Origin of the sequence: Dorea formicigenerans (assembly GCF_025150245.1) — a bacterium.
GTDB lineage: Bacteria > Bacillota > Clostridia > Lachnospirales > Lachnospiraceae > Dorea > Dorea formicigenerans.
Map to the genome: position 1 here is coordinate 879,879 of NZ_CP102279.1, position 26,223 is coordinate 906,101.

A 26,223-nucleotide genomic window follows, 5' to 3' on the forward strand; every position below is an offset into this window, starting at 1 on the left:
AAATGCTTACATTGCACCTCAAGAACTTCGTTCTTTCGGTCGCGTGCAGGCACGCTATGAAACAGAATATTTCACAGCTTATGAATGCAAGCATTCAACGCAGAAAATATTCGTTTCGCAATGTACCTTGAAAACCGCATATAAGAAATATAGATAAGATATTAAATATCTAATCAAGACATCCGAGGTAATTGTTATAAACAGAGTAATAATTACTACACAATTCGAAGAAAACGAATCCAAAAAATTGACCTAGAAGCCAACGCATGCAACGCTATGCATGTGTAAGCAATCATTCATTCCCGTGGATGAGAGCAAGTTGGTTATGCTAATAAGAGCGTATGGTGGATGCCTTGGCACTAAGAGCCGATGAAAGACGTGATAAGCTGCGAAAAGCTTCGGGGAGGAGCAAATATCCTATGATCCGGAGATCTCTGAATGGGGAAACCCACCTGAGCAAACCTCAGGTATCCTAACGCCAATACATAACGTTAGGAGGGGAACCCGGTGAACTGAAACATCTAAGTAGCCGGAGGAAGAGAAAACAACATGTGATTCTGGAAGTAGCGGCGAGCGAAACCGGAAGAGCCCAAACCGGAGTGCGTGCACTCCGGGGTTCGGACCGCGGAATTGATCCAAAAGACTTAACAGAACGGCCTGGGAAGGCCGGCCAGAGAGGGTGAAAGCCCCGTAAGTGAAAGGTCGATTGGCATGGCGGTATCCAGAGTAGGTCGAGACACGTGGAACCTTGACTGAATATGCGGGGACCACCCCGTAAGGCTAAATACTCCTTAGTGACCGATAGCGCATAGTACTGTGAAGGAAAGGTGAAAAGGACCCCGGGAGGGGAGTGAAAAAGAACCTGAAACCATATGTTTATAAGCTGTGGAACCACTTTAAATGTGGAACCGCGTACTTTTTGTAGAACGGTCCGGCGAGTTACGCTGGCTGGCGAGGTTAAGTCCTTAAGGGATGGAGCCGAAGGGAAACCAAGTCTGAATAGGGCGAAGAGTCAGTCGGAGTAGACCCGAAACCGGGTGACCTATCCATGTCCAGGATGAAGTTGCCGTAAAAGGCAATGGAGGTCCGAACCCACATCCGTTGAAAAGGGTGGGGATGAGGTGTGGATAGGGGAGAAATTCCAATCGAACCCGGAGATAGCTGGTTCTCCTCGAAATAGCTTTAGGGCTAGCCTCATACAAGTCTTGCGGAGGTAGAGCACTGAATTTCCTAGGGGGCGTCAAAGCTTACCGAAGAATATCAAACTCCGAATGCCGCGTAGATGGTGTATGGGAGTCAGACTGCACGAGATAAGTTGGGTAGTCAAAAGGGAAAGAGCCCAGACCTGCAGCTAAGGTCCCAAAATGTGTGTTAAGTGGAAAAGGATGTGGGATTTCGAAGACAACTAGGATGTTGGCTCAGAAGCAGCCATACATTCAAAGAGTGCGTAATAGCTCACTAGTCGAGAGGTCCTGCGCCGAAAATGTCCGGGGCTGAAACACACTACCGAAGCTCAGGAATGTACTTGTACATTGGTAGAGGAGCATTGTATACGGGAAGAAGCAGTACCGATAAGGAGCTGTGGACTGTATAGAAGAGAGAATGCCGGAATGAGTAGCGAGAGGAAGGTGAGAATCCTTCCGGCCGAATATCTAAGGTTTCCAGAGTAAAGCTGATCTGCTCTGGGTAAGTCGGGGCCTAAGGCCAGGTCGAAAGACGTAACCGATGGACAACAGGTTGAAATTCCTGTACCGCGATATAACAGAACTGTGGGGACACGTGTGGAGAGCACAAGCCGGGAATGGAAAGCCCGGCGCAAGCAAGGTAGGAGTCGTACTGGCAAATCCGTACGGCAATCCGAAGATGTGATGCGTACCGAATTAAGAGTAGGGAAGAGTGTGAGCCATGCGTCAAGAAAAGCCGCTATTGTTTGTATCGCGCCCGTACCGTAAACCGACACAGGTGGATGAGGAGAGAATCCTAAGGCCGACGGGAGAAGCATTGTTAAGGAACTCGGCAAAATGACTCCGTAACTTCGGGAGAAGGAGTGCCACTGAGAGGTGGCCGCAGAGAATTGGCCCAAGCAACTGTTTAGCAAAAACACAGGTCTATGCAAAACCGAAAGGTGAAGTATATGGGCTGACGCCTGCCCGGTGCTGGAAGGTTAAGGGGAGAGGTTAGCGCAAGCGAAGCTTTGAACTTAAGCCCCAGTAAACGGCGGCCGTAACTATAACGGTCCTAAGGTAGCGAAATTCCTTGTCGGGTAAGTTCCGACCCGCACGAAAGGCGTAATGATTTGGGCACTGTCTCAACAATGCACCCGGTGAAATTGAAATACCAGTGAAGATGCTGGTTACCTGCGCCAGGACGGAAAGACCCCATGGAGCTTTACTCCAGCTTGATACTGGGATTCGGTATTGCATGTACAGGATAGGTGGGAGGCTAAGAAGCGGTAACGCCAGTTGCTGTGGAGCTGCTGTTGGGATACCACCCTTGCAGTACTGGGTTTCTAACCAGCGGCCTTAATCAGGTCGGGGGACAATGTCAGGTGGGGAGTTTGACTGGGGCGGTCGCCTCCGAAAGGGTATCGGAGGCGCTCAAAGGTTCCCTCAGAATGGTCGGAAACCATTCGAAGAGTGCAAAGGCAGAAGGGAGCTTGACTGCGACACCGACGGGTGGAGCAGGTACGAAAGTAGGACTTAGTGATCCGGTGGTATAAAGTGGGATTGCCATCGCTCAACGGATAAAAGCTACCCTGGGGATAACAGGCTTATCACTCCCAAGAGTTCACATCGACGGAGTGGTTTGGCACCTCGATGTCGGCTCATCGCATCCTGGGGCTGAAGTAGGTCCCAAGGGTTGGGCTGTTCGCCCATTAAAGCGGTACGCGAGCTGGGTTCAGAACGTCGTGAGACAGTTCGGTCCCTATCCGGCGTGGGCGTAGGATATTTGAGAGGAGCTGTCCTTAGTACGAGAGGACCGGGATGGACTGGCCGCTGGTTGATCTGTTGTTCCGCCAGGAGCATAGCAGAGTAGCCAAGCCGGGACGGGATAAACGCTGAAGGCATCTAAGCGTGAAGCCCCCCTCAAGATGAGATATCCCAACGAAAGTTGTAAGACCCCTTGAAGACGACGAGGTAGATAGGACAGAGGTGGAAGTGTGGTAACACATGGAGCTGACTGTTACTAATAGGTCGAGGGCATAACCAAGTAAGGTGGATAGGTAAGATGTTAAAAAGTTTCTTATATGTAGTTTTGAAGGTACATATTTTATATAAAATAAACATTAACCTGGAATGAGAGGCACGTCTGAAAGAGTAATCTTTTGGACGTGTTTTTGTAGTAGAATAGGAGAAAGTAATGAAGCAGTTATATACCAGATGGGGAGAGAGATTGGATTCGGAGCATATTTTACAGGAGTATCCACGTCCTATTTTAATCAGGAATACAGATTATACGATATTAAATGGAGAGTGGGAATATACATTTACGGAAAACAGCGAAAGACCTGTAGAGTATGGTGGTAAGATTTTAGTGCCATTTTCACCGGAATGTATACTATCAGGTGTAGCCAGGCAGCTGAAGCCTGAGGAGTATCTTTGGTATAGAAAAGAAATTTTGTCCGAAAGATGGAATGTAAAGACTGAAAGAAGGCATATGCTGTTACATTTTGGAGCGGTAGATCAGATGTGTAAAGTTTTTGTGAATGATACCCTGGTGACAGAGCACATAGGAGGATACCTTCCATTTTCTGCTGATATTACAGACTATATATGTGAGGGGAAGAATGAGCTTGTTGTTATGGTTCAGGACGATTCTGACACTTCTTATCATGCCAGAGGGAAGCAAAAGCTGGAGAGTGGCGGGATGTTTTATACGGCCCAGAGTGGAATCTGGCAGAGTGTTTGGCTGGAGGAAGTATCAGACAAATGGGTAAAACATATAGATACAAGGATTAAGAAATATGTTGAGAAAGAAAGATCAGAAGGCTGTTTAGAGACTGTAAAAATAGAAATATATGTCGAATCCAACAAAATTAATGAAAAAATTCCAGTGGAAATTGAGATTCGTTTTCCTGAGATTTATTCAGATTCTGGAAGTAATTTGACGGAAACAGAATCATTTTTACAGAGGCTGCCGGAAGTAATGATGACAGTACAAGGTAAGACGAATTCATGGATTGAAGTGGAGATACCAAATCCGAAATGCTGGAATTGTGAGAAGCCATATCTTTATTATATGCATGTCAAGATGCAAGGATACAGACCTGGAAATGTATGTGTAGATGAAGTAGAAAGTTATTTTGCAATACGAAGATTCGAGATAAAGAATGATAGACATAATATTCCGCGTATGTATTTAAATGGAAAGGAACATTTTCAAAAAGGTGTATTAGATCAAGGGTATTGGCCAGACGGTTTGTATACGGGACCTTCAGATGAAGCATTAATCTTTGATATTTGCGAAATGAAGCGAATGGGATTTAATATGGTAAGAAAACATATTAAGATTGAACCGGAGCGATGGTATTATCATTGTGACCGTTTAGGCATGATTGTATGGCAGGACATGGTCAATGGTGGTGAAAGGTATCATCATTGGTTTGTAACATATCTTGCAAATGTGATGTCATGGCCGGGATTAACAATGAAAGACAATCATTCCAGACTTCTGTCTCGTCAGAATCAAGACGGAAGAAATGAATTTGTTCGTGAAGTGAAAGAAACTATTAAGTTGCTAAAGAACCATCCGAGTATATGTACCTGGGTAATTTTCAATGAAGGCTGGGGACAATTTGAAACGAAGAAAATTACAGATATGGTAAGAAATCTGGATCCTGGGAGTATGATTGATTCAGCAAGCGGCTGGTTTGATCAGGGAACGGGAGATTTTCAGAGTGTACATAACTATTTCTTTCCATTAAAAGTAAAACCGGAAAAAATCCGTGCAGCGGTATTAAGCGAATATGGTGGTTTTACATTTGGAGTGGAAGGACACGTAGCATCGGAGAAAAAATATGGTTATGGAAGTTATAAGACTGTTTCAAAGTACAAAAAGGCATATGAACAACTTGAGGATAAGGTGATACATTTAAAAGAGAAAGGGCTGTGTGGCTGTGTATATACGCAGTGGAGTGATATCGAAGATGAGATTAATGGAATTTATACATATGATCGGAAAATAAATAAACTCGAAAATGACGTATCAGATGTAAGATAAAGAAATCCCTCTGGAATATATCCATCTTTAAGATGAAATATTTCAGAGGGGTTTTTCTATCTATAAATGCCTTATGTGCATTTCGAAACGAATTTACTGGAGTATTTTGTGTATTTTAAATCAGATGTGTACTTTCCAATTTTTCTGTAAATGCATCATTTAACTTGATGACTGGTTTCCTGAGGATCAGACCGAGCAACAATGCCGGAATCAGGAAGAGTGCCAGTTTTCCAAGTTCAATCCAGTAGTTCATGCCATAGAAACCGGCGATACATTCACGCATAGCGTTCATGCTGTGTACAAATGGAAGTAAAGGATATACTTTCCGGAAAAATTCCGGCGCACACTGAATTGGGAAAGTTCCACCACTTCCGGCTACCTGCATGACCATCAGCACAACTGCGATTGCTTTACCGATATCTCCAAAGGAAACAGTCAAAGCGTAAATAATGTTTACATATACAAGACTGCTAAAGCATCCTGCCAGTACAAATAATACAGGATGTTCACATTGGATGCCCAGGAAATAAAGATCGCCAAGACAGATCAATGCGCTCTGTAAAAATCCTATACAAAGGAGAAGAAGAATGCGTCCAATATATAACTGGTGTTCTTTCGGATTATTCAATTTGTGCTTTAAGTTGTCTGAAACATTTACTTTTAACATGGCAGCCATTACAACTGCGCCGACCCAAATCGCGAGTGTTGAGTAGAATGGAGCCATAGCAGATCCATAGTTCTCGATAGGGTAAATATGTGTTTCATTAAGCTTGACCGGTGATGCAAGGAATGAACCAATTGCCTCCGGATCCTCAGAGAGAAGGCTGGTCAGTAATTGAATGCCGTTGTCATCGGAAGATAGCATTGCAGTTGCTGCATTAGACATTTTACCGGATGCTTCATTTAAAAGAGAAGCGGAATCTGATAAAGCTTTCTGTACCTCTGTGAGATTTCCGGCTGCAGAGCCTGTCACCCCGGAAATGTCTTTCAGACTGTTATCTAACTGTCCAAGCAGTGAAGTAATAGAGCTGCCTGTGCTAGTCAGATCATTTGCCAGATCATCCAGACTACCCTTAACATTGTTTTCATAATCTTTTTTCACAGTACTGATTGAAGAATTACTCTGGGCGATCAAGCCGTCAATATTGTTCTTTAATTCGGTTGCATTTGCAGTTGCGGAAGTAATACCAGTAGCTGCATCGTTAATGGCATCACGGATTGCTTCTTGAGAAGCTTTCGCTTTCTGAATATTGCCGATTGCCTGCATAAGCATACCTTTTAAATTTGGCTCAGTAATAGAGTCAGCAATTTGGCTCAGCGAGTTTTCCAGTGACTGGTAACCATCTATCAGATTCTGCACACGTCCACTTACGGCATTCAGTGCATTTGCACAAGCCTGTGCGTCTGAATTATAGGAATCCAGTGCATTTCCGACACAGGTGGATACCGCACTGTAGAAGGAAGCGCTCTGTGAAAGTGCCTGGTTGATGGAATCGGTTGTTCCTGTTAAAGCTGAATTCAGGGAATCAATACCATTTCCAGCCACGCCCAGAGCATTTACACTGGCTTTTGTACCGGAACCGGACTGACTTAAGAATTCTGTAGTGGTATTCAACATAATTGCCGCAGAATTTGCCATATCGGAAAATGCCTGTACAGTGCCGGCAGCAGAGGATAAGTCTGTTGAAATCTGCGCCAGTGCGGCTGAGAGGTTGTCGGCGATTGTCTGATCATCGGTCTCGTCAGCAACGTTATTAACAAGCTGAAAGGCTTCTAATGCGGTCTGGGATACCGTCTGTACAAATGTATCATTAATTTGCTGCTGTACGGCATTTGCGCCTTTTACGGTGACTTTCGGGGCAATTGCGTTTTCCTTTTCATTGATATAATATTTGATTTCAGGATGTGTTACATTGGATGTGAAAATACTCATCATGTCTTTACTGAAATCTTTTGGGATTACGATTGCCGCATAATATTTTCCGGATTTTACTCCTTCTTTCGCTTTCTTAGCACTTGTAAATGTCCAGTCAAGCTGCGAGTTACCTCTAAGAGTTGTAAGAACCTGATCTCCAAGGTTAAGGTTTACTGAGAGAAGTTCACCACTATAACCTTCATCAGAGCTTGCTACAGCAACTTTTAAGTTTCCTGTATTTCCGTATGGATCCCAGCTCGCAGCGATATTGAACCACGCGTAAAGAGTCGGAATAACAGTGATTCCCATAATAACGATCATGGCAATGACATTTTTATGGATCTTCTTTAAATCATACTTAAAAATGCGAAGAATATTTTTCATGATTATTCATCCTCCTTTCCACGGAATTTTTTCACCATCTCATCAAAAGACATACCAGCCAGCTGTTGTTGCTCGGCGAGTCTTGTGTGAATGAATTCTACAATAATAAGCCATGTTGCGATGGCGATGATAGATATGATCCAAAGAACCAAAAATACAATTTTCGATTCCAGACTGAACATCAGTATCAGGAAGATCAACGGAATAATAATGATCGCAAGGAAACCATAGCGAATCATTTTCCGATAATTCTGTTCAAAATTCTGAGCTTTCTCAGCGGTCTGTGTACGTAAGTCGTCTTGTGAAAGAGAGGCTTTTAAAAGCATAGACAACTGAGCGCTCCTGCTTAATTGATCATCTGGTTCTTCGCAGACCATAAATTCTGTTTCAGACAGCTTCAGGTCGAACAGGCGGTTCAGTCCTGCCAGAAGAGGTCTTATTCCCAGTCCGATTAAAAGTGCAATCGGAACGTAGCAGAGCAAGATTAAAAGGTTGTGGATATAAACACTTCCATACATGCCTGCAATTGCTTCACGCATAGCAGCAACTCCATAAGTGAATGGAAGAAGCGGGTGTATTTTCTGGAAAAATACCGGTGTCATTTCAATCGGATAGGTTCCGGAAGATCCTGGAATCTGAAGAATGACAAAGATTACACATAACGCTTTTCCAATATGCTTAAATGTCAGTGACAGAGCATAAATAATGTTGACATATACAAAGGAGCATACAAGCCCGGTCAGTACCAGCGCAAATGGGTGACGGCACTGAACGCCTGGAAGAAATACATCTCCGACACATACGATCAGTCCCTGGACAAGACCTAGCAGCATGTATAAAAGCCAGCGCCCAAAATACATATTTGTGGCACTGTAAGAACGCATGGATCTGTCACGGTCCACTTCCATTTTGAAGATAGCAATCAGGACGATTCCTCCAACCCAGATTGCCAGGTTCGAATAGAATGGTGTCATGGAAGAACCGTAGTTTTTAACAGAATAGTAAGTTTCTGTATTCACATTTACTGGAGATGATACGAATTCAGCAATCGTATCGGAATCAATGCCTTCTAAAGAGGTAAGCTTCTGGAATGTCTCAGAACTTGTAATCGCATTGATGTCGGTACGGACGTTGTCCAGTCGGTTGATTACGGCATTCAGAGAGGACTGTGTTCCATTCAGTACGTTGTTCAGTTCTGTGAGGCTTGTGCCAAGCTGTGTCAGAATACTGTTTAACTGCTCAGTGGTAGCAGGTACACCGTTCAGTATTCCGTTCAGTTCACCTGTCAGACTGGAAAAAATATCCATAGTCTGATTTAACTGTGGAAATACGTTCTCATCAAGAGAGGTACGAAGACTCTGAATACCACTTAAGTTTGCTTTGTTGATTGTTTCCAACTGTGAAAGTGTATTGGTTGTTGTGGAAAGTGCGTTGCTAATACCATCGTTTCCGGCAGTCAGGCTGCTGATCAACTGTTGATTGCTCTGGTTCTGCTCGGAAAGTTTTGCGAGAGCAGAGTTGATTGTATCGGACTGTGCCGGTAATTGTGAAGCAAGCTGCTGCAGTGTTGCAATGACTGATGCATTTGTAGTATTAATCTTATTGGCATAGGCTAAGGCGTTTGTTACATCACCGTTAATTGCTTCGGCTTTTTTACCGAGATCACTAATTCCACTGGAAGCCTGGCCATAAGCCTGTTCAATAATACTCAGACCATTTGAAATAGACTGGGATAATGCGGAAGTGAAGCCTCCGGTAGCTGTTCGTGTCTCCTTTAATACGCTGTCTGCATCGGAAAGTGCATTTGCACCGGAAGTTGCTGCGTCGCCTAAAGCAGATGTGGCACTTTTTGCGTTATCGATCAAAGTCTGTGTACCACCGACACTGGAATTGAAGGAATCCAGAATCTTTTGGTACTCGGCAATATTATCATTTACTTTGTCAAGCATTGACACAAGATCAGAATTGACAGTATCGATAGTACCGGCCAGGTCAGTAACAGACTGCTTTAATACATTTGAAACCGATTCAGATGCAATGGATGAAAAGGTATTGTTGATTTGAAGCTGGATTGTGCTGGCACCACTGTCTGTGATTTTTGGTGCAATTGCATTGATTTTTTCATTAAGATAATAATCCAGTTTCGGAGTCTCCATCTTGCCGGAGAGGATACTCAGAAGAGAACTGCTAAAATCTTCCGGAATTACGATTGCCGCGTAATATTTTCCGGATTTGACTCCTTCAACAGCATTTTCTTCATTCGTAAAAGTCCATCCGAGTTGATCATTTTCTTTTAAATTTTTAATAATTTCATTCCCGGCATTGATTGTAAGATCATTGCTTGTTGCATCTTTGTCGTTATTGGCAACGGCTACTTTAATGCCGGAGGTGTTGCTGTATGGGTCAATATTGGCTGCAATATTGAACCAGGCATACAGAGAGGGGATAATACATACGCCGATCATGACCAGCACGGCAGCAGGACTGCGAAGCAGACGTTTCATGTCCCGGCGGAAAATCCGAAATGCGTTCCTCATAAGTAAAATGCTCCTTTTGTGTAAATATTTTTCTAGTAATAGATACGATGTTGATTATCTTATCAAAAAGTATTATATTAAGGAAGAAAGTGATTTACAACCGTTAAAAGGTTAAAAAGTGCTGATTAATAGACAGAAAATATTAAAAATGTTGCATTATATCAATATGTTATAAAAATTTAACATTATAATGAAAGAAAGAGCAGGAAACATATGCAGAAGAAGACAGACCGCCGGGTCCGCAAGACAAAGACCCAGCTTAGAAATGGGCTCGCCATGCTTATGAAGGAGAAAAGTGTAGGTGAGATTACAGTAAAAGAATTGGTAGATCAGGTAGATATTAACAGATCTACTTTTTATTTGCATTATCCAGATATATCTGGGCTGTTGTATGAGATTGAGAATGATCTGGCAGAGGAGATGGAACGTGCGATCAGAGAGCATCCAATTGAAAAGCGAGAGGATAATGGATTTTATTTTCTTCAGGACATATTTCAAGTGTTAGACAACAATCGAGAGATTGTTTCTGCTTTGGTCGGACCTTACGGAGATATACGATTTATTCAGAAAGTGGAAGTTATTCTGGCAAGAAACAGCAGGGAAGTGTTAGAGCAGATGTTTCCGGAAAAAAGTGATCAGATGGATTACTTTTATGCATATTGCCTGAATGGCTGTCTTGGATTTGTAAAGACCTGGCTTGCCGATAAAAAGTCCTGTACACCAGAGTTCGCAGCAGATTTTATCTATCGAATGGTGGTCAGTTCTATGCGTGCTTTTTGTGAAACTCGTGAGGAAGTGTAGGAGTATACAATGCACTCTTAGTGAAATGTAACAAAAGAGCTTTCCCTATTTTGGTACATTCTTTTATTGACGGGAAAGTGTCAAAAGGATATAATTGAATTATCAAATGTAAGAGCTTACAAGGACGGTAAATGCCTTACGATTTTTTTTAAAATTAAAATGTAAGCGTTTACAATTCGTAAAGCATTTCAGTTCGAAAAGTTCTTCGTTGCGTTAGGAAGATGGCTGAAACAAGGGATCAGGAAAGCACAGGTTATCAGTCAGAGATCCTAGTTACAACAAAATATAGAAAGTGAGGACAAGCAATGAAAAAGAGGTTATTAGCAGTATTACTGACAGCAGCTATGGTACTCGGAATGACAGCTTGCGGATCTAAATCCAATAGCGGAAGCTCAGACAAAAAAGAAGAAGCTCAGTCAACCGATGATATCAAAGAGTGCACAATCAAGTTCCAGTATTGGGCAGATAACACAGATTATTCTTCCCTGATGCAGGACATCATCAAGAAGTTCAACGAGGAGAATAAGTACGGAATCACTGTTGAAGGTGAAGAAGTTCCTTGGGATGGTGGAGGATATTCCAACACACTGTTCAACGCAGCTATGGGTGGTGGAGCACCGGATGTAGCAACCTTTAAGCTTTCCGCAACACCGATGTTCACAAACAATAACCTGCTTGCAGACTTAACACCTTATGTTGATGCATGGGATAAGAAAGATGACATTTCTGACAACATCTACGACGTAATGAAAAAGGCAGGCGGATCTGACGATTCACTCTATCTGATGCCATGGAACATTCAGGTACTCTATGTATACTACAGACCATCAATCTTCAAAGAGGCTGGTATCACAGAGACACCTAAGACATACGATGAGTTCCTTGAAGACATTAAGAAATGTACAATGGATACAAATGGTGATGGAAAGACAGACGTATACGGATTTGGTATGCGTGGTGCTTCCGGTGGACAGGAGCCATGGGGAAGTTTCATCTATGGTGAAGGTGGAAGCTTTGATGATCTGACATCTGATGCATCTGTACAGGGTATGCAGGACTTCATCGATCTGTATAAGAACGGATATGTTCCGGAGTCAGCTACGAACGATGGATTCAACGAGACAGTTGCTAACTTCAAGTCTGGAAAGACAGCTATGTTCATACATCATATTGGATCTTCTAAAGGTATGGTAGAAGAACTTGGTGATGATGTTGATGCATTCATCATTCCAAAAGGAAAAGGACAGTGGACATCCATGGGAGATACAGAGACTGTAATGTTCGATTCTTGCGAGAACAAAGCAGCAGCATTTGAGTGGATGAAATATCTTGCAACAGAAGAAGGACAGGAAATGTGGTGTGAAGGAACAGGACAGGTTCCAGTAAGCCAGACTGTTCAGCAGGAAGATTACTTCCAGAATGACAAATTCATGAAAGTATCTATGGAAGGTGTCGATATTGCGGGTACAGTTCCGGTAAAAGATACAACAACTGAGTGGATCAGTAATTGGCCGGCAACAATTTCTCAGGCTCTGACAGGCGAGATTACAGCTAAAGAGTGTATGGATAAGCTGGACAAAGCTCTTAACGAGTAGAAACTAGATTTTGTAACAACTAGATAATAATTGATTTATGGAACTGCCTTGTCAGGCAACTGGCAGGGCAGTATGATTGAAAGGGAAAGAACACGATGGTAAAAAAGAAAAGTATCTATCCATATTTATTGGTAGCACCTGCTCTGATTATCATTTTGTGCGTAGTATTCATTCCGGTTATTAATGCGATTGGAATGAGTTTCCAGAGTTATGATTTGAGAAGACCGAATGACATTGCGTTTGTCGGACTTGCAAATTACATCGCGGCATTTAAAGATGCGCTGTTCTGGAAAGCACTTTGGAAGACGATTCTCTGGGTGGTATTTGGCGTTGGATTTCAGTTTGTATTTGGTTTTATACTGGCGTTGCTTCTTAACAAGAAGTTCAGAGGCCGCGGTGTTGTCCGTGCAGTCAGCCTGATTCCATGGGTCACACCTGGTATTTTGATCGGTCTTATGTGGAGATGGATGTATGACGGTAACTATGGTGTACTCAATGACATTCTTCAGAAATTACACATAATTAATAAGAGCATACCATTTTTAGCACAGACGAATACAGCATTTCCAGCAGTTGTAGTAACGATTATCTGGCAGGGAATTCCATTCTTTGCACTGATGATTCTTGCAGGACTGCAGGGAATTCCAGGAGAACTTTATGAAGCAGCCGACATGGATGGCGCGACAGGATTCCAGAAGTTATTTAAGATTACAATTCCAAGTATTAAGAATACAATCTTTATCACAGGACTTCTGAGAATTATCTGGGTTGCAAACTCAGTCGATGTTATCTTCAACATGACGGAAGGTGGACCGGCTTATGCAACACAGACACTGAGTGTATATGTGTTTAATAAAGCTCAGGCATTGAACTTAGGATACTCATCAGCAATGGCAATCTTGCTTGCACTTGTACTTTGCCTGGTTGCAGTTCCGTATTTGATCTTTACATTTAGAGAGGAGGATAAGTAGTATGAAGAGGGAATCATTCTTAAAGAGATTTTTAACAGTATATCTCCCACTGATCGTAATATTACTTTTCATCCTGTTCCCGTTTTATTGGACATTTATTACATCTATAAAACCGGACACAGAGTTATACGGAGCAGTTACATACTGGCCAAGACAAGTTCAATGGGAGAACTACACGAAACTGTTTACTACAACAGTAAATTTCCTGGCTGCCATGAAGAATAGCTTTATTGTTGCGGCAGTAACAACAGTTGTTTCTCTGACAGCATCAACATTAGCATCATATGCGTTTTCAAGATACAGATTTGCAGGACGTAGAGCGATGATGGCATTGTTTTTAAGCAATAATATGTTCCCTACGGTATTGCTTTTAATCCCATTATACTCTATAATGAGAAATCTGGGGTTACTTTATACTCCATGGGCTCTTGTACTCGCATATACAACGTTCACACTTCCATTTTCTGTATGGTTGCTGAATGGATTTTTTAACGACTTGCCACTATCACTTGAAGAAGCAGCATTGGTTGATGGATGTAATAGAAGGATGGCATTTTTCAAGATCATTTTACCTATATTAGGTCCTTGCCTTGTTGCCACCGGTGTATATATCTTCATGACATCATGGAACGAGTATACATTTGCGGTAATGTTTACGAACAATGCGACAAGAACAATACCTGTAGCACTGAAGAGTCTGATCGGTCAGCTTGGAGTTGACTGGGGTCTGTTAACAGCAGGTGGAATTATTACAATCATTCCAGTATGTATCATGTTCTTCTTTGCACAGAAGAGATTAGTTGAGGGATTAACAGCAGGAGCTGTTAAAGGTTAATATAAGGAGGAAGAAAAATGAATTACGAGAAAAAAGCAAAGGAATTGCGCCAAGAGATATTGAAGAGTTTATTTGCCTGCCAGTCAGGTCATCCGGGCGGATCATTATCATGTGTTGAGATTCTTATGGCTCTCTACTATGATGAGATGAAGAATCTTGATCCTAAGGATCCTAAGAAAGCAGACAGAGACCGTCTCGTATTAAGTAAGGGACATGCTTGCCCTACATTATATGCAATCCTGGCAGATCTGGGATATTTCCCGAAAGAGGATCTGGCACACCTTCGTCAGATTGACAGCCATCTTCAGGGACATCCGGACTGCAACAAGACTCCAGGTGTTGATATGAACACAGGATCTCTTGGACAGGGAATGTCTCTGGCAACAGGACTTGCTCTTGCAGCTAAGCATGCAAAAGCCGACTACAAAGTATATGCAGTAGTTGGTGATGGCGAGTGTCAGGAAGGTATTGTATGGGAGGCAGCTATGGCAGCAGCTCATTACAAACTTGATAACCTTTGCGTTTTACTTGACTATAACGGACTTCAGATTGATGGAACTAACGATCAGGTTATGGGACTTGGAAACATCGTTGAGAAGTTTAAAGCCTTCGGTTTCGAATGCTTTGAAGTAGATGGACATAACATCGAAGAAATTGACAAAGCAATTGAGGCTCCAGTATCTGGTAAGCCAAAATTCATTTGCTGCCACACAATCAAAGGTAAAGGTGTATCCTTCATGGAGAATCAGGTAGGATGGCACGGAAGACCGTTGAAACCAGAAGAGTTCGAGACAGCTATGAAAGAATTGGAGGCGTAAGAAGATGGGAAAATCATTAAGAGTTGCTTACGGAGAAGCATTAGTTAAATTAGGACAGAAGAACGATAAGATCGTTGCATTAGATGCAGACCTTGCACATGCAACAATGTCAGCTACATTTGCTGAGGCATTTCCAGATCGTTTCTTTAACGCAGGAATTGCAGAGTGTAATATGATGGGTATGGCAGCTGGATTTGCTCATACAGGATACATTCCATTTGCAAGCACATTTGCTCTTTTCGGAACAGGAAGAGCTTATGAGATCATTCGTAACTCTATTGCATACACAAACACAAATGTTAAATTTGGATTATCTCATTCAGGACTTTCAGTAGGAGAGGATGGAGGAAGTCATCAGTCTATCGAGGATGTTGCTCTTATGAGAGAGATGCCGAACATGACAATTTTTGTACCATGTGATCCTACAGAGATGGAGAAAGCTGTATTTGCAGCAGCAGAGATTGACGGACCAGTTTACATCCGTGTTGCAAGACCTGTTTGTGAGGATATCACAACAGAGGATACACCATTTATCCCGGGAAAAGCTAACATCTTAAAAGATGGTAACGATGTTTGCATCATCACAATGGGACTTATGGTACCAATCGCATTAAAAGCAGCTGAGATGCTTGAGGCAGAAGGAATTTCTGCAGCAGTTGTTAATATGCACACAGTAAAACCTATCGATGCTGAGACAATCCTTGCTATGAACGAGAAGTGCAAAGGTATCGTAACAGCTGAGGAGCATTCTGTGATTGGTGGACTTGGATCTGCTGTAGCAGAAGTCCTTGCAGGACATGACGGAGCTAAATTCGAAAGAGTTGGTATCCAGGATAAATTCGGAAAATCCGGTAAACCAGATGAACTGTTTGCAGCTTATGGACTTACAGCTGAGAACATCGTTGAAAAATGCAAAGCAACATTAGCATAAGAATCTGATCAAATTCATTTTATTATATAAAAGGGAGATAAGAATCATGGAAATTTTAAATTATTCATTTGACGGGGAAGGAATGCAGAGAGTATTCGAGAACGAGAAATGGACAGTTGGTATCAAAAACTGGAAACCAGCTAACGACATCACAGGAATCAACAATCTGGAGCGTCACAACAAGACTGATGAGCTTTTCGTACTTGTTGCCGGATCTTGCACACTGATCTATGCAAATGAAGTAGAAGGCGGTCTTGATATCAAGGCAGTTAAGATGGAGCCAAACAAGGTTTACAATATCCCAGCTACACTGTGGCATAACACAGTAACATGCAAGGATACAAAGATGATCCTGATTGAGGACTCCAACACATCCATGGACAACAGCGATATTTTAGATCTGAAGGAAGATCAGATTGCTGCTATCAAAGCTTTAGTATAGTATCTTACGTAATGCATTAGCTGCATCGCGACAATAAAACAGGCTCTCTACGACATAATTATGCGAGATTATGTGTTGAGAGCCTTTTTTGTAAAAAAATCCAGACAATTTTGCAATAAATGAGAATATTTATGCATTTATCGGTATTTTATACAATAAGCTTGATGCGGATATTTATAGAAAATTATAAAGGAGGTCGGAAGAAGTGTACAATTTAAAATTTGGCTGTCAGTCCTATCCATGGAAGATGGGAAAGCATTTTGGTCAGTTGCCGAGAATGCTTAAAGTGGCAGCAGAGGCAGGATTTCAGAGCATTGAGTGCGAAATTGACATGCTTGGAACATGGTTCCATGACCCGGAAGGTGTGAAAAAACAGCTTGAGAAATATAACATGGAATTTGCGGCACTTGTTCTTCATCAGGATTGGAATGGCATGGAGGAGACTGCGGAAGAAGCAGCGTTAAGCCGTGAAGCAATTGAATTCGTGAAACATTTTCCAAATGCCAAGATTATGCTGAGTCATCATGCAGGAAATGTACCTAGAGGAGAAGGTGAAGCATTGGCAGAAAGAAGAAAATGTCTGATCAACTGCATGGCATCTGTAGCGGCTGAGGCAGCAGAGGCAGGAATCGTATGTTGTTTCCATCCGAACAGTGCAAAGAATTCGTTGTTTCGTACAGAAGAAGATTATGAAGCCATGTTTGAGTTGATTCAGCCGACTGCTATTGGCTGGGCTCCGGATGTAGGACATATTGAGAATGGTGGTATGAGTGCAATTGAACAGATGAAAGCACACAGAGATCTGATCCGCCACGTACATTTTAAAGACCGTATTGCTCAGAATGAATGGGCTGTTATGGGAGAAGGAAAAATTGACTATCCTGCAATTATCAAATATCTGGCAGAGACAGGATACCTTGGCTGGATTATGGTGGAAGATGAAAGCCCGCGTGCAGAGACAGACAGTGACGGGGTTGTTGCTGAGGACGGAAAATATATGTGCCGGCAGATTCACAGGTAAGCAATCAGACAGAAGCAGACTTTGCTGGAAGAAGAGATATTTCAGTAAAGATACAAAAAAGTTTTTTCTCAGGAGGAAAAGAGACTATGAGTATGCATACAGTTGCGGTAATGGGTCTCGGAGTCCGTGGTAAGATTCATCTTCACGGGCTTCTGGAAAATCCAGATTATTATAAAGTAGTAGGCCTTTGCGATATTGATGAGCCTAAGATGAAAGCAGTTGCTGAGGAATACCATCTGGACGATGTACCACTTTTTACGGATGCAGAAGAGATGTTAAAGGAGACAAGACCGGAAATATTTGTATTTGTTACATATCCAGATCTCCGGCTTTCTGTCATTCAACTGGCAGTAAAATACGGTGTAAAAGGAATTTCCTTTGAAAAACCGATGGCTGAGAGTCTTCAGGAGGCAAAGAAAATTGTAAAGTTGTGCCATGATAACGGAATCAAAGCAGTTGTTTGTCATCAGCAGAAATATCTGTCCCAGATGCAGACACTAAAGAAACGTATTGAGGACGGCGAAATTGGCGAGATCACAAAGATACATGTAGAGTGTCAAGCCTGGTTCAGCCAGCTTGGAACACACTATGTAGACTATATTCTCTGGGCGAATGGTGGACATCGTGCAAAATGGGTATGTGGACATGTACACGGTCCGATTTGTCTGGATGATAACCATCCGGCACCAGATTACCTGCTTGGTACTATGGAACTGGAAAATGGAGTACATGCTTATGTAGAGTGTGGATATCTTGCAGAGGCTCACAACCCACCGGAATATGGAAGCAGTGATAATCGTCTGACTGTTTATGGTAAAGAAGGTTATGTATATGCTGAGACAGACGGGTTCTGGGGAGCATGCACAAAGGCTACAAATGGTCGTCTGATAGAAGGAAAGGATCCAGGCTGGAGAAACCATCAGCAGATTCCGATTCAGACACCTTACTATACAGAGTTTGCAGAGTGGATGGAGGATGATTCAAAAGTTCACAGCTGCAACATTGATACAGCATATCACGGATATGAAATTCTGGAAGGAATGTGCCTGTCAGCACTGAACAATGTGCGTGTAGACCTGCCGATTCAGGATCTGGACTATGAACCGGTATTTGACCGCATGAGAAAGGATCTTCCAGAGTGCGACAGCCGTAAGATGTACATTTATGATGGCAAGACACCACGTAAGGAGCGCGACTAGCCAAAAGGAATATTCAAAGGTCGGTTAAGAGTAGAAAAAGCAGAAAGTGCAGGTTCATAAAATGAATCAGAAAAAAGAATGTATGGATGTCCATGTAAATGGATTGAAATTTCATGTACAGACATTTGGAAGCGGTGTCCCTATTATTATGATTATGGGACTTGGAGCACCGGGAGATAAATGGAAGCATAACTATGAGCTATTAAGTAAATGGTTTTGGTGTATTGTTCCGGATAACAGAGGAGCAGGATTAAGCGACAAACCGGAAGCAGAGAGTTATACAACAGAGCAGATGGCAGACGATATCATCGGTATCATGGATACATTAGATATCAAAAAAGCCCATGTTATGGGTGTCTCTATGGGAGGCGCCATTGCACAGCAGGTGGCACTGAAAGTTCCGGACAGAGTTCTGAGTCTGATTTTGACAAGTACATTTGCAAGTGTAAGTCCGGCATTTAAAAAGGCTTTAAATCTAATCTGTGAGCTGAAAGAAGATACAGATCCGGCAGTATTAAAGCAGTTGAATCTTTGGATGACCTATGGCCAATACACGCAGATACATCACCCAGAGAAGATTGAGAAATCTATTGAAGAAGATGCAGCGTACCCTTATCCAATGCCGGTGTATGCCTATAAGGCACAGTGTGGGGCATGCCTCAGCCACAATACAGCAGGCAGGCTGCATGAGCTTAAAATGCCGGTACTGATTGCTGCAGGGGCGAAGGATTTGTTCATGAATATAGAGAAGACCATGGAATTAGTACATGGAATTTCACAGGCAGAATTCTATCTTGCACCGGAAGGCGGACATGTACATCAGTGGGAATATCCTGAGCCATATGACAGTGTTGTAGTGGGATTTTTGATGAAACATACAAATTAAAAAAATATATAATGTAGACCATGAATTGAATTAGAGTTTCATATCATGGATATAAAATTGAAATGAGAGAATGGGGGAAACAAAATAATGTCTATAGATATGAATACGTTGATTAGTCAAATGATTATGTTTTTTGTCATTCTCGGATGTGGATTTATAGGAGCAAAATTAGGGCTTTTGAAAGCCGAAGTCATTCATGGGTTAAGCAGTCTGCTTATGGGCGTTATCTGTCCATTGATGCTGATTGCAGTATTTCCGTCAGCAGTGCAGGAGGAAAATGCATGGGATATTGCAAAATCTGTAATTCCCTATGCACTGATTACATATCCGCTGCTTACAGGAGCTGGATTCCTTACAGGAACGTTATTACATTTCCGGGGAGATAAAAGAAAAATCTTTACTGCCCAATGTCTTTTCGGAAATATGGCGTTCTTTGGGCTGCCTCTTGTAAAAGAGATATTTGATCCGGTTGCAGTAGTAGCATTTTCTTTCTGCGTTGTAATAGATAATCTGTTCCTCTGGACAGAAGGAGTATTGCTCACTTCTAAATCAGAAGGAGGACAGGAATTATCCTTGAAGCTGATCATAAAGAAGCTGTCTAATCCTGTTATAGTAGGAGTATTGATCGGGCTGGCGTTGATGATTTTGAAAGTGCCATCAGATTTACTGATTCTTCGAAGCTTTGATACAATAGGAAGCTGTGCAAAGCCACTGGCACTTTTGTATATCGGAGGAACGATTGCACTGATGGAATCAGGATCATTAAAGAAAGCATGGCCAGTTGTATTTGTCATAATCATTAAGCTGATAGTTATGCCGGTTGTCATATTTCGTGTGATGACGTGGCTTGGCGTGAATGATCTTGCGAGAAATATTTGGACGCTGATTATTGCACTTCCGAGTATGGCGAGTATTCCGATTATGGCAGAAAGCTTCGGTTCAACAGAAGCTGATTATGCGGCACAGGGTGTATTTATTATTACACTGGCAAGTCTGGTAACAATACCGCTTGTGGTGATGCTTTGCATGTAAGTAATGAGATCAGGCATTTAGAATACATAAGGTGAAAGCTTTTATGTATATAGGAGAGCTTAAAAATATTAAATAAAAAGAGCAATGATTTGATTGTATTAGAAACAAAAATATTTCTAATACGACATGAAAGGAGAAATTAAAATGGTAGATCAGAATTGTGCATATTGTGTAGAGGGAGAATTATTGGCAAAGTTTGGAATTAAGATTTGCGAACTTGAGAATTCTAAAGTATATCTTTTTAAAGAGCAGAGCCATCCAGGAAGAGTTGTAGTTGCTCATAAGAAACATGTCAGTGAGATTCTTGAGCTGACACCGCAGGAGAGAGCAGCATACTTAGAGGAGATTGCAAAGGTATCTGAGGCAATCCACAAAATCTTCAAACCTGCAAAAGTGAACTATGGTGCATATGGAGATACAGGACATCATCTGCATTTCCATCTTGTACCAAAATACACAGATGAGTATGAGTGGGGTGGCACATTCGAAATGAATCCGGGAAAGAAATTCTTAAGTGATGAAGAATATGCTGAGATGATTGAAAAGATTAAGGCTGAGCTGGTTTAGAAAAGTGTGTGTAAATGATTCTCTAAGTATCTTGGATAATTAATATCCGCAAGGTTTCCCAATGAGGAAGAACTGTTGGGAAAACTGTATAATCATAAAGTGAAAGGGGATGTCGGTTAATACCACATTTCGGCATCCGCAGTAGTAATTAAAAGGATTCCAGCAAGGAAGAGGCTTGTTAGCCTTCTACCTTGCTGGGATCCTTTTTTCTATGAAAGATGAAATTTATTTTTGACCGCAAAAATCCCTTATCTGAACAATTGGCCAACAGGCCAGAAAAATCTAAATCCTCACTTTTTTTAGGGTATAGACTGGATCGTCGTCGGGTAAACTCAATTCGAAGAAACTAAAGTTAATTTTCTGTTGCCTTATTTCAAAAAATTCGTTATAAGAATCTTGTTTTTGCATAGTTCCATTATAACATGGAACGGAGAGAAAGGTGGTTGTCGTTAGCCATCTTTTTCTCTTTTTATGGAAAAATTTCAGGGACAGGTGTGACTTATGCGAGTCACACCTGTCCCTGTTTGAAAATATCTATTTCCCGATAGTCCCCTGCTTTGGAACTATCTATTTCCCGACAGTCCCGTTATTTCTTATGTAATTGTACAATTTTCTTCAAAACAGATGTGTCTAAAAATAGAAAGTATGATACAATAAAAACATGAAAACGAAAGGAGAGCTGAAGATGAAGAAGACGTCGTTATTGGTATTTATCATTGCTGCTGTCATGGTATTTAGTCTATGGCCACAGCAGGTGAATGCCGCAGAGAATGCTGCCAGGACTACAACGACAGACAATGTAACTATAAATAACTGGCACGATGCAAATGCATTGGATGACAGTACAAAGAATGTGGGGCGTATATGGACGGACAAGTCTGTATCGGCAGGTGATGTGACTCTTACCAGCCGGGAAAAAGAGTCCGGCACAGCAACGATCAAGAAAGGTGCTGATTCAGATTTTCTGGTAGGGTTGTCTGCATTATCTTCGACTGCCAAGATTACAGGGCAGACTACAGTGCCGCTGGATATCGTACTGGTTCTTGATGTATCGGGAAGTATGGATGATCCGATGGGCAGTGGTGATAATACCAAAAGAATAGATGCACTTAAAGCTGCAGTGAACAGTTTTATTGACGGTTCAGCAAAAGTCAATGATCAAAGGGCGGATGTGAATAAGCAGAATCGTATCGCAGTTGTGAAGTTTGCCGGTAATAAGACGGACAAAATTGGAAATGACCAGTACAGTCAAAACAGATATTGGTATAATTATACACAGGTTGTCAGTGGATATAAGGCTTACACAAGTGGAAATAAATCAGAATGGGAGACAACAGTCAATGCCCTGAAGCCGGCAGGATGTACAGCAGCGGATTATGCGATGGATCTGACAAAGACGCTTGTGGATCAGAGTAAAACCGATGCGAATAATAACGCCGATAGAAAGAATGTCAAAAGAGTTGTTATATTTTTTACAGATGGAGAGCCGAATCACCAGTCTGGTTTTGATGATGATGTGGCTAACGATGCAATCACATCTGCAAAAACGATAAAAACAGATGCAGATATTTACACCATTGGTATATTTAGCGGTGCGGATGTCAGCATTACCGGGCATTCCGGAAGTGGATCATGGAGTGCTAAAGAAAAATTTAATGCATTTATGCATGGTCTGTCCAGCAATTATCCGGATGCGGAGAGATATAAGAAGCTGGGAACCCGTGCGAAGGATAGTAAAGGTCAGGATGCGACATATTACAAAGTAGCAACAAAAGCAGATGAACTGAAAAATATCTTTACTCAGATTGAAGATGAAATTATATCTTCTGCGCAGTCACCTACTCAGGTCGATCAGGGTGAGGATCCAAGTGATGCTGGATTCATTACTCTTACCGATCAGCTTGGCGATTATATGCAGGTGGATGACATCAATACCCTGGTGTACGCAAATCAATTGTATAAAAATCCGGGTAAGACGGAAACTACTAAAGACGGTAAAACTGTTGTGACATATACCTTTAATCAGGAGATTCCGGATACCAACCATGTATATCCGGAAGGCAATCTGGGAGATATTAAGATTACGGTAGAAAAGGCAGCCGGTGAAGACCAGCTTCAGACAGGAGATCTTGTTACGGTTAAAATTCCGGCCAATCTGATCCCACTCAGATATTATGAAGTTAAGAGTGATGGAAGCATGACTATAGATGAGACGTATCCGATGCGTCTGTTCTATGATGTGAGCCTTAAGGCAGGTGTAGAAGAGAAGTTTGCAAATCCGGATGCGCAGTTAAAAGCATATATTGATGCGAATAAAGATGAGAATCATCAGGTACATTTCTACAGCAATAAATATGATCAGAATCAGGCAGGTGCAGAATCCGGTGGCGTAGGTGCATATGCGAAGTTTGAACCTGCAGAGACGAATGATTTTTACTATTTTCAGAATGATACGGTGCTCTATACGGATGAAGCATGTACGACTCCGGCGAAAGACAGTATTGATACTACCGGAGCAACGACATATTATTATCAGAGGAATTATTACGTATTGGGTGATGATGGGAAAGCAGTCAGCAAAACAAATACTGTAACCATTCCTGGTAACAGCAATCTGATGCTTGGAAATTATGCAACAAAGAATACTGGCGGAGAGTATTATATTCCGGCAGGAACACCGAGAACTACAAGTCTGACATATTTTGCAGAGGACAAAGCGGAAGGTGCTAATAAGACCAATACAGCTTCAAAGTCCGTCAATCCTGTATGGAATGAGAATTTTAAAGGTGCACATATTACCACATATCTTGGCAATAATGGCCGTCTGACAATAGGACTTCCGGATGAGCCAGTGACATTGACTGGAGATACAGCTCTTAAGGGAAGTAAAACATTTATCGGAAGAGATATGAAGGCAAATGAAGCATTTGAATTCACTCTGACAGCGGCAGATGACGATACCAAAACAGCGATACAGAATGAGAAAGTTAAGATAGCAGCAAATGGCGATAAAGCCATCGTAGCGGGAGCAAAAGACGGAGCTACAAAGGCATTCCAGTTTGGTGATGTGACATTTACAAAAGAGGGAACCTATACATTTAATATCAATGAAACAGTTCCTCAGACACAGGCAGGTGGAATGACATACGATAGTCATACTGCACAGGTGACGATAGTTGTGACACGTGATACTGAGAATATCGGAAAACTTAAAGCAGAGGTTACTTATAATAATGGAGCTGCTTCTGATGTAACAGACAGGGCGGTATTTGCCAACCGCTATGATGCCTCCACAGAAGTCACGGGTGGAACAAAAGCAGATATTTCTGCAAAGAAAACATTGCATGGACGTAATCTGAGAGCTGGAGAATTTCAGTTTAAACTTACGACCAGACCGGCAGATGGAAGCAACGGTACAGTATTGCAGGAAAAGCAGAATGGAGTGGATGGAAGCATTGCATTTGACTCCATCAGCTATAAGACCTCGGATACAGCGGCCGGAGCAAGTGCAGTAGTACTTGATAAAGCAGTTGAGGCAGGTTATGCTGTGAAATCCACAGATGCTGACGGTAATACGGTATATACACTTAGCTATCGGATATATGAGGATACCGAAAACGGGACAAATTCAAATGGGATAAGTGTAGTAACAGGAACTTATGATTTTACCGTAACAGTGACAGATCATGGTAATGGTGTCCTGACAGCGGTTACCAATTATCCAAATGGACAGAATCAAATTGAATTTGTAAATCAGTACGGTACAGAACCTGTGCCGGTGGAAATTACAGGAAGCAAGACTCTGGCACATGATACCAGTCTGACACCAGCTGATATTACAGGCAAATTTACATTTACGCTGGAAGCGTTGACAGAGGGGGCACCGATGCCGGCGCAGACTACAGCAGTTAATGATGCGGCTGGAAATGTGGACTTTGGAACAATCACATTTACAACAGATCTTCTTCAGGATGTAATAACAACTGACAATGGAGTGAGAACCAAAGAGTTTGAATATAAGGTTACAGAATCTGGCAGTGCAGCAGGCGTGACCAATGATGCAAATGCATCAACGGGCAAAACATTCAAACTCACTCTGACGGATGATGGTAACGGTAATCTTACTGTAACAAGAAATCCGGCAGATGGACCTCTGTTTAGCTTTACCAATACATATCGTGTCGGTGAGCTTCCATCCAGCATTACCGATCAGGTAAAAGTCAATAAGACACTGGAAGGCAGAACGCTGAAAGAAGGCGAATTTAACTTCGAACTGGTGGAAGATGGTAATGTTGTGGCAACAGGAAGTAATGACGCAGACGGCAATGTAGTATTCAGCAGTATTACATATACACAGCCGGGCAGCCATGTTTATACAGTTCGCGAAGTGAAAGGCAGCGAAACGGGTGTTACATATGATGATCATAGCTATCTGGTATATACACAGATAACCGATAATGGTGATGGAACTCTCGGAGTAACACATCAGGCGGTATCGTCTGAGGAAAATGATGAACTGATTCCTGCAGAAGGAAATACTGTGACTTTCAATAACATTTACAAGGCAGAACCGGCTACCGTGACGATTGAAGCGGTCAAGAAGCTGACCGGCAAAGAGTTGAAAGACGGTGAGTTTACATTCCAGTTAAAAGATGTCAACGGTAAAGTTATTGCTGAAGCAAAAAATGATGTATCTGGAAAAATCAAGTTCGAAAATCTGAAATTTGAGGATGAAGGTACATATGAATATACCGTGTCGGAAGTAAACGATAAGCAGACAGACATTACATATGACGAGAGAGAATTCAAAGTTACAGTTAAGGTGAGTGATAACGGCGAGGGTACCCTTTCGGCAGAAACAGGCAGTGACGATATTGTATTTACTAACAGTTACAAAGTACCAAAAGATGGTAAAACAACCGATACTCCAAAGAAGCCGAATAAAGCACTCAGAAGAGTGGCTACCGGAGACAACAGTCATATGGTACTTTATCTGGTTCTTATGATCGCAGCAGCGGCAGCAGTCAGCATGGTGATTATCAGAAGAAAGAGAAGATAGAAAACAATCA

At 42.0% G+C, this 26,223-nt stretch carries 16 protein-coding genes, 1 rRNA gene and 1 pseudogene; 15 read left to right on the top strand and 3 right to left on the bottom strand.

Going from position 1 to position 26,223, the window contains the following annotated elements; all coding sequences use genetic code 11:
- Nucleotides 1-321 precede the first annotated feature (321 nt).
- Both NQ560_RS04460 and NQ560_RS04465 read left to right on the top strand, forming a co-directional pair.
- A 23S ribosomal RNA gene (locus NQ560_RS04460) occupies nt 322-3,210 on the top strand.
- Between the two features lie 150 nt (nt 3,211-3,360).
- Complete coding sequence (locus tag NQ560_RS04465) at nt 3,361-5,220, top strand: glycoside hydrolase family 2 protein (protein ID WP_005335295.1); 1,860 nt, start codon at nt 3,361-3,363, stop codon at nt 5,218-5,220.
- Nucleotides 5,221-5,335: 115 nt separating this feature from the next.
- Here the strand turns inward: NQ560_RS04465 and NQ560_RS04470 are convergent, their stop codons facing one another.
- Nucleotides 5,336-7,519: a YhgE/Pip domain-containing protein gene (locus NQ560_RS04470; RefSeq protein WP_005335301.1), complete on the bottom strand. Its 2,184-nt coding sequence runs from the start codon at nt 7,517-7,519 to the stop codon at nt 5,336-5,338.
- Nucleotides 7,520-7,521: 2 nt separating this feature from the next.
- Nucleotides 7,522-10,056, bottom strand: coding sequence for a YhgE/Pip domain-containing protein (locus tag NQ560_RS04475; RefSeq protein ID WP_040015639.1), 2,535 nt, complete (start codon nt 10,054-10,056; stop codon nt 7,522-7,524).
- A gap of 213 nt (nt 10,057-10,269) precedes the next feature.
- Between NQ560_RS04475 and NQ560_RS04480 the strand changes: the two genes are divergently transcribed.
- From NQ560_RS04480 to NQ560_RS04535, 12 genes are all read left to right on the top strand, one after another.
- Nucleotides 10,270-10,857: a TetR/AcrR family transcriptional regulator gene (locus tag NQ560_RS04480; RefSeq protein ID WP_005335314.1), complete on the top strand. Its 588-nt coding sequence runs from the start codon at nt 10,270-10,272 to the stop codon at nt 10,855-10,857.
- Nucleotides 10,858-11,162: 305 nt separating this feature from the next.
- Nucleotides 11,163-12,452: an ABC transporter substrate-binding protein gene (locus tag NQ560_RS04485; protein WP_005335315.1), complete on the top strand. Its 1,290-nt coding sequence runs from the start codon at nt 11,163-11,165 to the stop codon at nt 12,450-12,452.
- Nucleotides 12,453-12,547: 95 nt separating this feature from the next.
- A complete protein-coding gene (locus tag NQ560_RS04490) occupies nt 12,548-13,423 on the top strand; it encodes a carbohydrate ABC transporter permease (RefSeq protein ID WP_005335317.1) in 876 nt (291 codons plus the stop codon).
- A 1-nt stretch (nt 13,424) separates the two neighbouring features.
- A complete protein-coding gene (locus tag NQ560_RS04495; RefSeq protein ID WP_005335318.1) occupies nt 13,425-14,258 on the top strand; it encodes a carbohydrate ABC transporter permease in 834 nt (277 codons plus the stop codon).
- Between the two features lie 17 nt (nt 14,259-14,275).
- Nucleotides 14,276-15,076 carry a transketolase gene (locus tag NQ560_RS04500; RefSeq protein WP_005335319.1) on the top strand — a complete coding sequence of 267 codons (801 nt, stop codon included), beginning with the start codon at nt 14,276-14,278 and terminating at the stop codon, nt 15,074-15,076.
- A gap of 4 nt (nt 15,077-15,080) precedes the next feature.
- Nucleotides 15,081-16,007 carry a transketolase family protein gene (locus tag NQ560_RS04505; RefSeq protein ID WP_005335320.1) on the top strand — a complete coding sequence of 309 codons (927 nt, stop codon included), beginning with the start codon at nt 15,081-15,083 and terminating at the stop codon, nt 16,005-16,007.
- Nucleotides 16,008-16,053: 46 nt separating this feature from the next.
- The gene (locus tag NQ560_RS04510) at nt 16,054-16,449 is read left to right on the top strand and encodes a cupin domain-containing protein (protein WP_005335321.1); all 396 of its coding nucleotides are present in this window, start codon (nt 16,054-16,056) and stop codon (nt 16,447-16,449) included.
- 205 nt (nt 16,450-16,654) lie between these two features.
- Complete coding sequence (locus NQ560_RS04515; RefSeq protein ID WP_040015640.1) at nt 16,655-17,470, top strand: sugar phosphate isomerase/epimerase family protein; 816 nt, start codon at nt 16,655-16,657, stop codon at nt 17,468-17,470.
- Between the two features lie 86 nt (nt 17,471-17,556).
- Nucleotides 17,557-18,669: a Gfo/Idh/MocA family protein gene (locus NQ560_RS04520; RefSeq protein ID WP_040015710.1), complete on the top strand. Its 1,113-nt coding sequence runs from the start codon at nt 17,557-17,559 to the stop codon at nt 18,667-18,669.
- 61 nt (nt 18,670-18,730) lie between these two features.
- The gene (locus NQ560_RS04525; RefSeq protein ID WP_005335327.1) at nt 18,731-19,555 is read left to right on the top strand and encodes an alpha/beta fold hydrolase; all 825 of its coding nucleotides are present in this window, start codon (nt 18,731-18,733) and stop codon (nt 19,553-19,555) included.
- Between the two features lie 87 nt (nt 19,556-19,642).
- Nucleotides 19,643-20,587 carry an AEC family transporter gene (locus tag NQ560_RS04530; RefSeq protein WP_005335329.1) on the top strand — a complete coding sequence of 315 codons (945 nt, stop codon included), beginning with the start codon at nt 19,643-19,645 and terminating at the stop codon, nt 20,585-20,587.
- A gap of 144 nt (nt 20,588-20,731) precedes the next feature.
- Complete coding sequence (locus NQ560_RS04535) at nt 20,732-21,154, top strand: HIT family protein (RefSeq protein ID WP_040015641.1); 423 nt, start codon at nt 20,732-20,734, stop codon at nt 21,152-21,154.
- Nucleotides 21,155-21,398: 244 nt separating this feature from the next.
- On the opposite strand, the pseudogene NQ560_RS15850 reads toward NQ560_RS04535, so the two are convergent.
- A pseudogene (locus tag NQ560_RS15850) lies at nt 21,399-21,562 on the bottom strand (transposase); the annotation flags it as partial.
- Nucleotides 21,563-21,839: 277 nt separating this feature from the next.
- Between NQ560_RS15850 and NQ560_RS04540 the strand changes: the two are divergent.
- Nucleotides 21,840-26,213: a Spy0128 family protein gene (locus NQ560_RS04540; RefSeq protein WP_040015642.1), complete on the top strand. Its 4,374-nt coding sequence runs from the start codon at nt 21,840-21,842 to the stop codon at nt 26,211-26,213.
- The last annotated feature ends 10 nt before the right edge of the window (nt 26,214-26,223 follow it).

What these genes read in the sequence shown, in the direction of transcription:
- NQ560_RS04535 (WP_040015641.1), top strand. Translation starts at nt 20,732, where the DNA reads ATGGTAGATCAGAATTGTGCATATTGTGTAGAGGGAGAATTATTGGCA.
- NQ560_RS04540 (WP_040015642.1), top strand. Translation starts at nt 21,840, where the DNA reads ATGAAGAAGACGTCGTTATTGGTATTTATCATTGCTGCTGTCATGGTA.
- NQ560_RS04465 (WP_005335295.1), top strand. Translation starts at nt 3,361, where the DNA reads ATGAAGCAGTTATATACCAGATGGGGAGAGAGATTGGATTCGGAGCAT.
- NQ560_RS04485 (WP_005335315.1), top strand. Translation starts at nt 11,163, where the DNA reads ATGAAAAAGAGGTTATTAGCAGTATTACTGACAGCAGCTATGGTACTC.
- NQ560_RS04490 (WP_005335317.1), top strand. Translation starts at nt 12,548, where the DNA reads ATGGTAAAAAAGAAAAGTATCTATCCATATTTATTGGTAGCACCTGCT.
- NQ560_RS04525 (WP_005335327.1), top strand. Translation starts at nt 18,731, where the DNA reads ATGAATCAGAAAAAAGAATGTATGGATGTCCATGTAAATGGATTGAAA.
- NQ560_RS04500 (WP_005335319.1), top strand. Translation starts at nt 14,276, where the DNA reads ATGAATTACGAGAAAAAAGCAAAGGAATTGCGCCAAGAGATATTGAAG.
- NQ560_RS04520 (WP_040015710.1), top strand. Translation starts at nt 17,557, where the DNA reads ATGAGTATGCATACAGTTGCGGTAATGGGTCTCGGAGTCCGTGGTAAG.
- NQ560_RS04530 (WP_005335329.1), top strand. Translation starts at nt 19,643, where the DNA reads ATGTCTATAGATATGAATACGTTGATTAGTCAAATGATTATGTTTTTT.
- NQ560_RS04475 (WP_040015639.1), bottom strand. Translation starts at nt 10,056, where the DNA reads ATGAGGAACGCATTTCGGATTTTCCGCCGGGACATGAAACGTCTGCTT.
- NQ560_RS04470 (WP_005335301.1), bottom strand. Translation starts at nt 7,519, where the DNA reads ATGAAAAATATTCTTCGCATTTTTAAGTATGATTTAAAGAAGATCCAT.
- NQ560_RS04495 (WP_005335318.1), top strand. Translation starts at nt 13,425, where the DNA reads ATGAAGAGGGAATCATTCTTAAAGAGATTTTTAACAGTATATCTCCCA.
- NQ560_RS04480 (WP_005335314.1), top strand. Translation starts at nt 10,270, where the DNA reads ATGCAGAAGAAGACAGACCGCCGGGTCCGCAAGACAAAGACCCAGCTT.
- NQ560_RS04505 (WP_005335320.1), top strand. Translation starts at nt 15,081, where the DNA reads ATGGGAAAATCATTAAGAGTTGCTTACGGAGAAGCATTAGTTAAATTA.
- NQ560_RS04510 (WP_005335321.1), top strand. Translation starts at nt 16,054, where the DNA reads ATGGAAATTTTAAATTATTCATTTGACGGGGAAGGAATGCAGAGAGTA.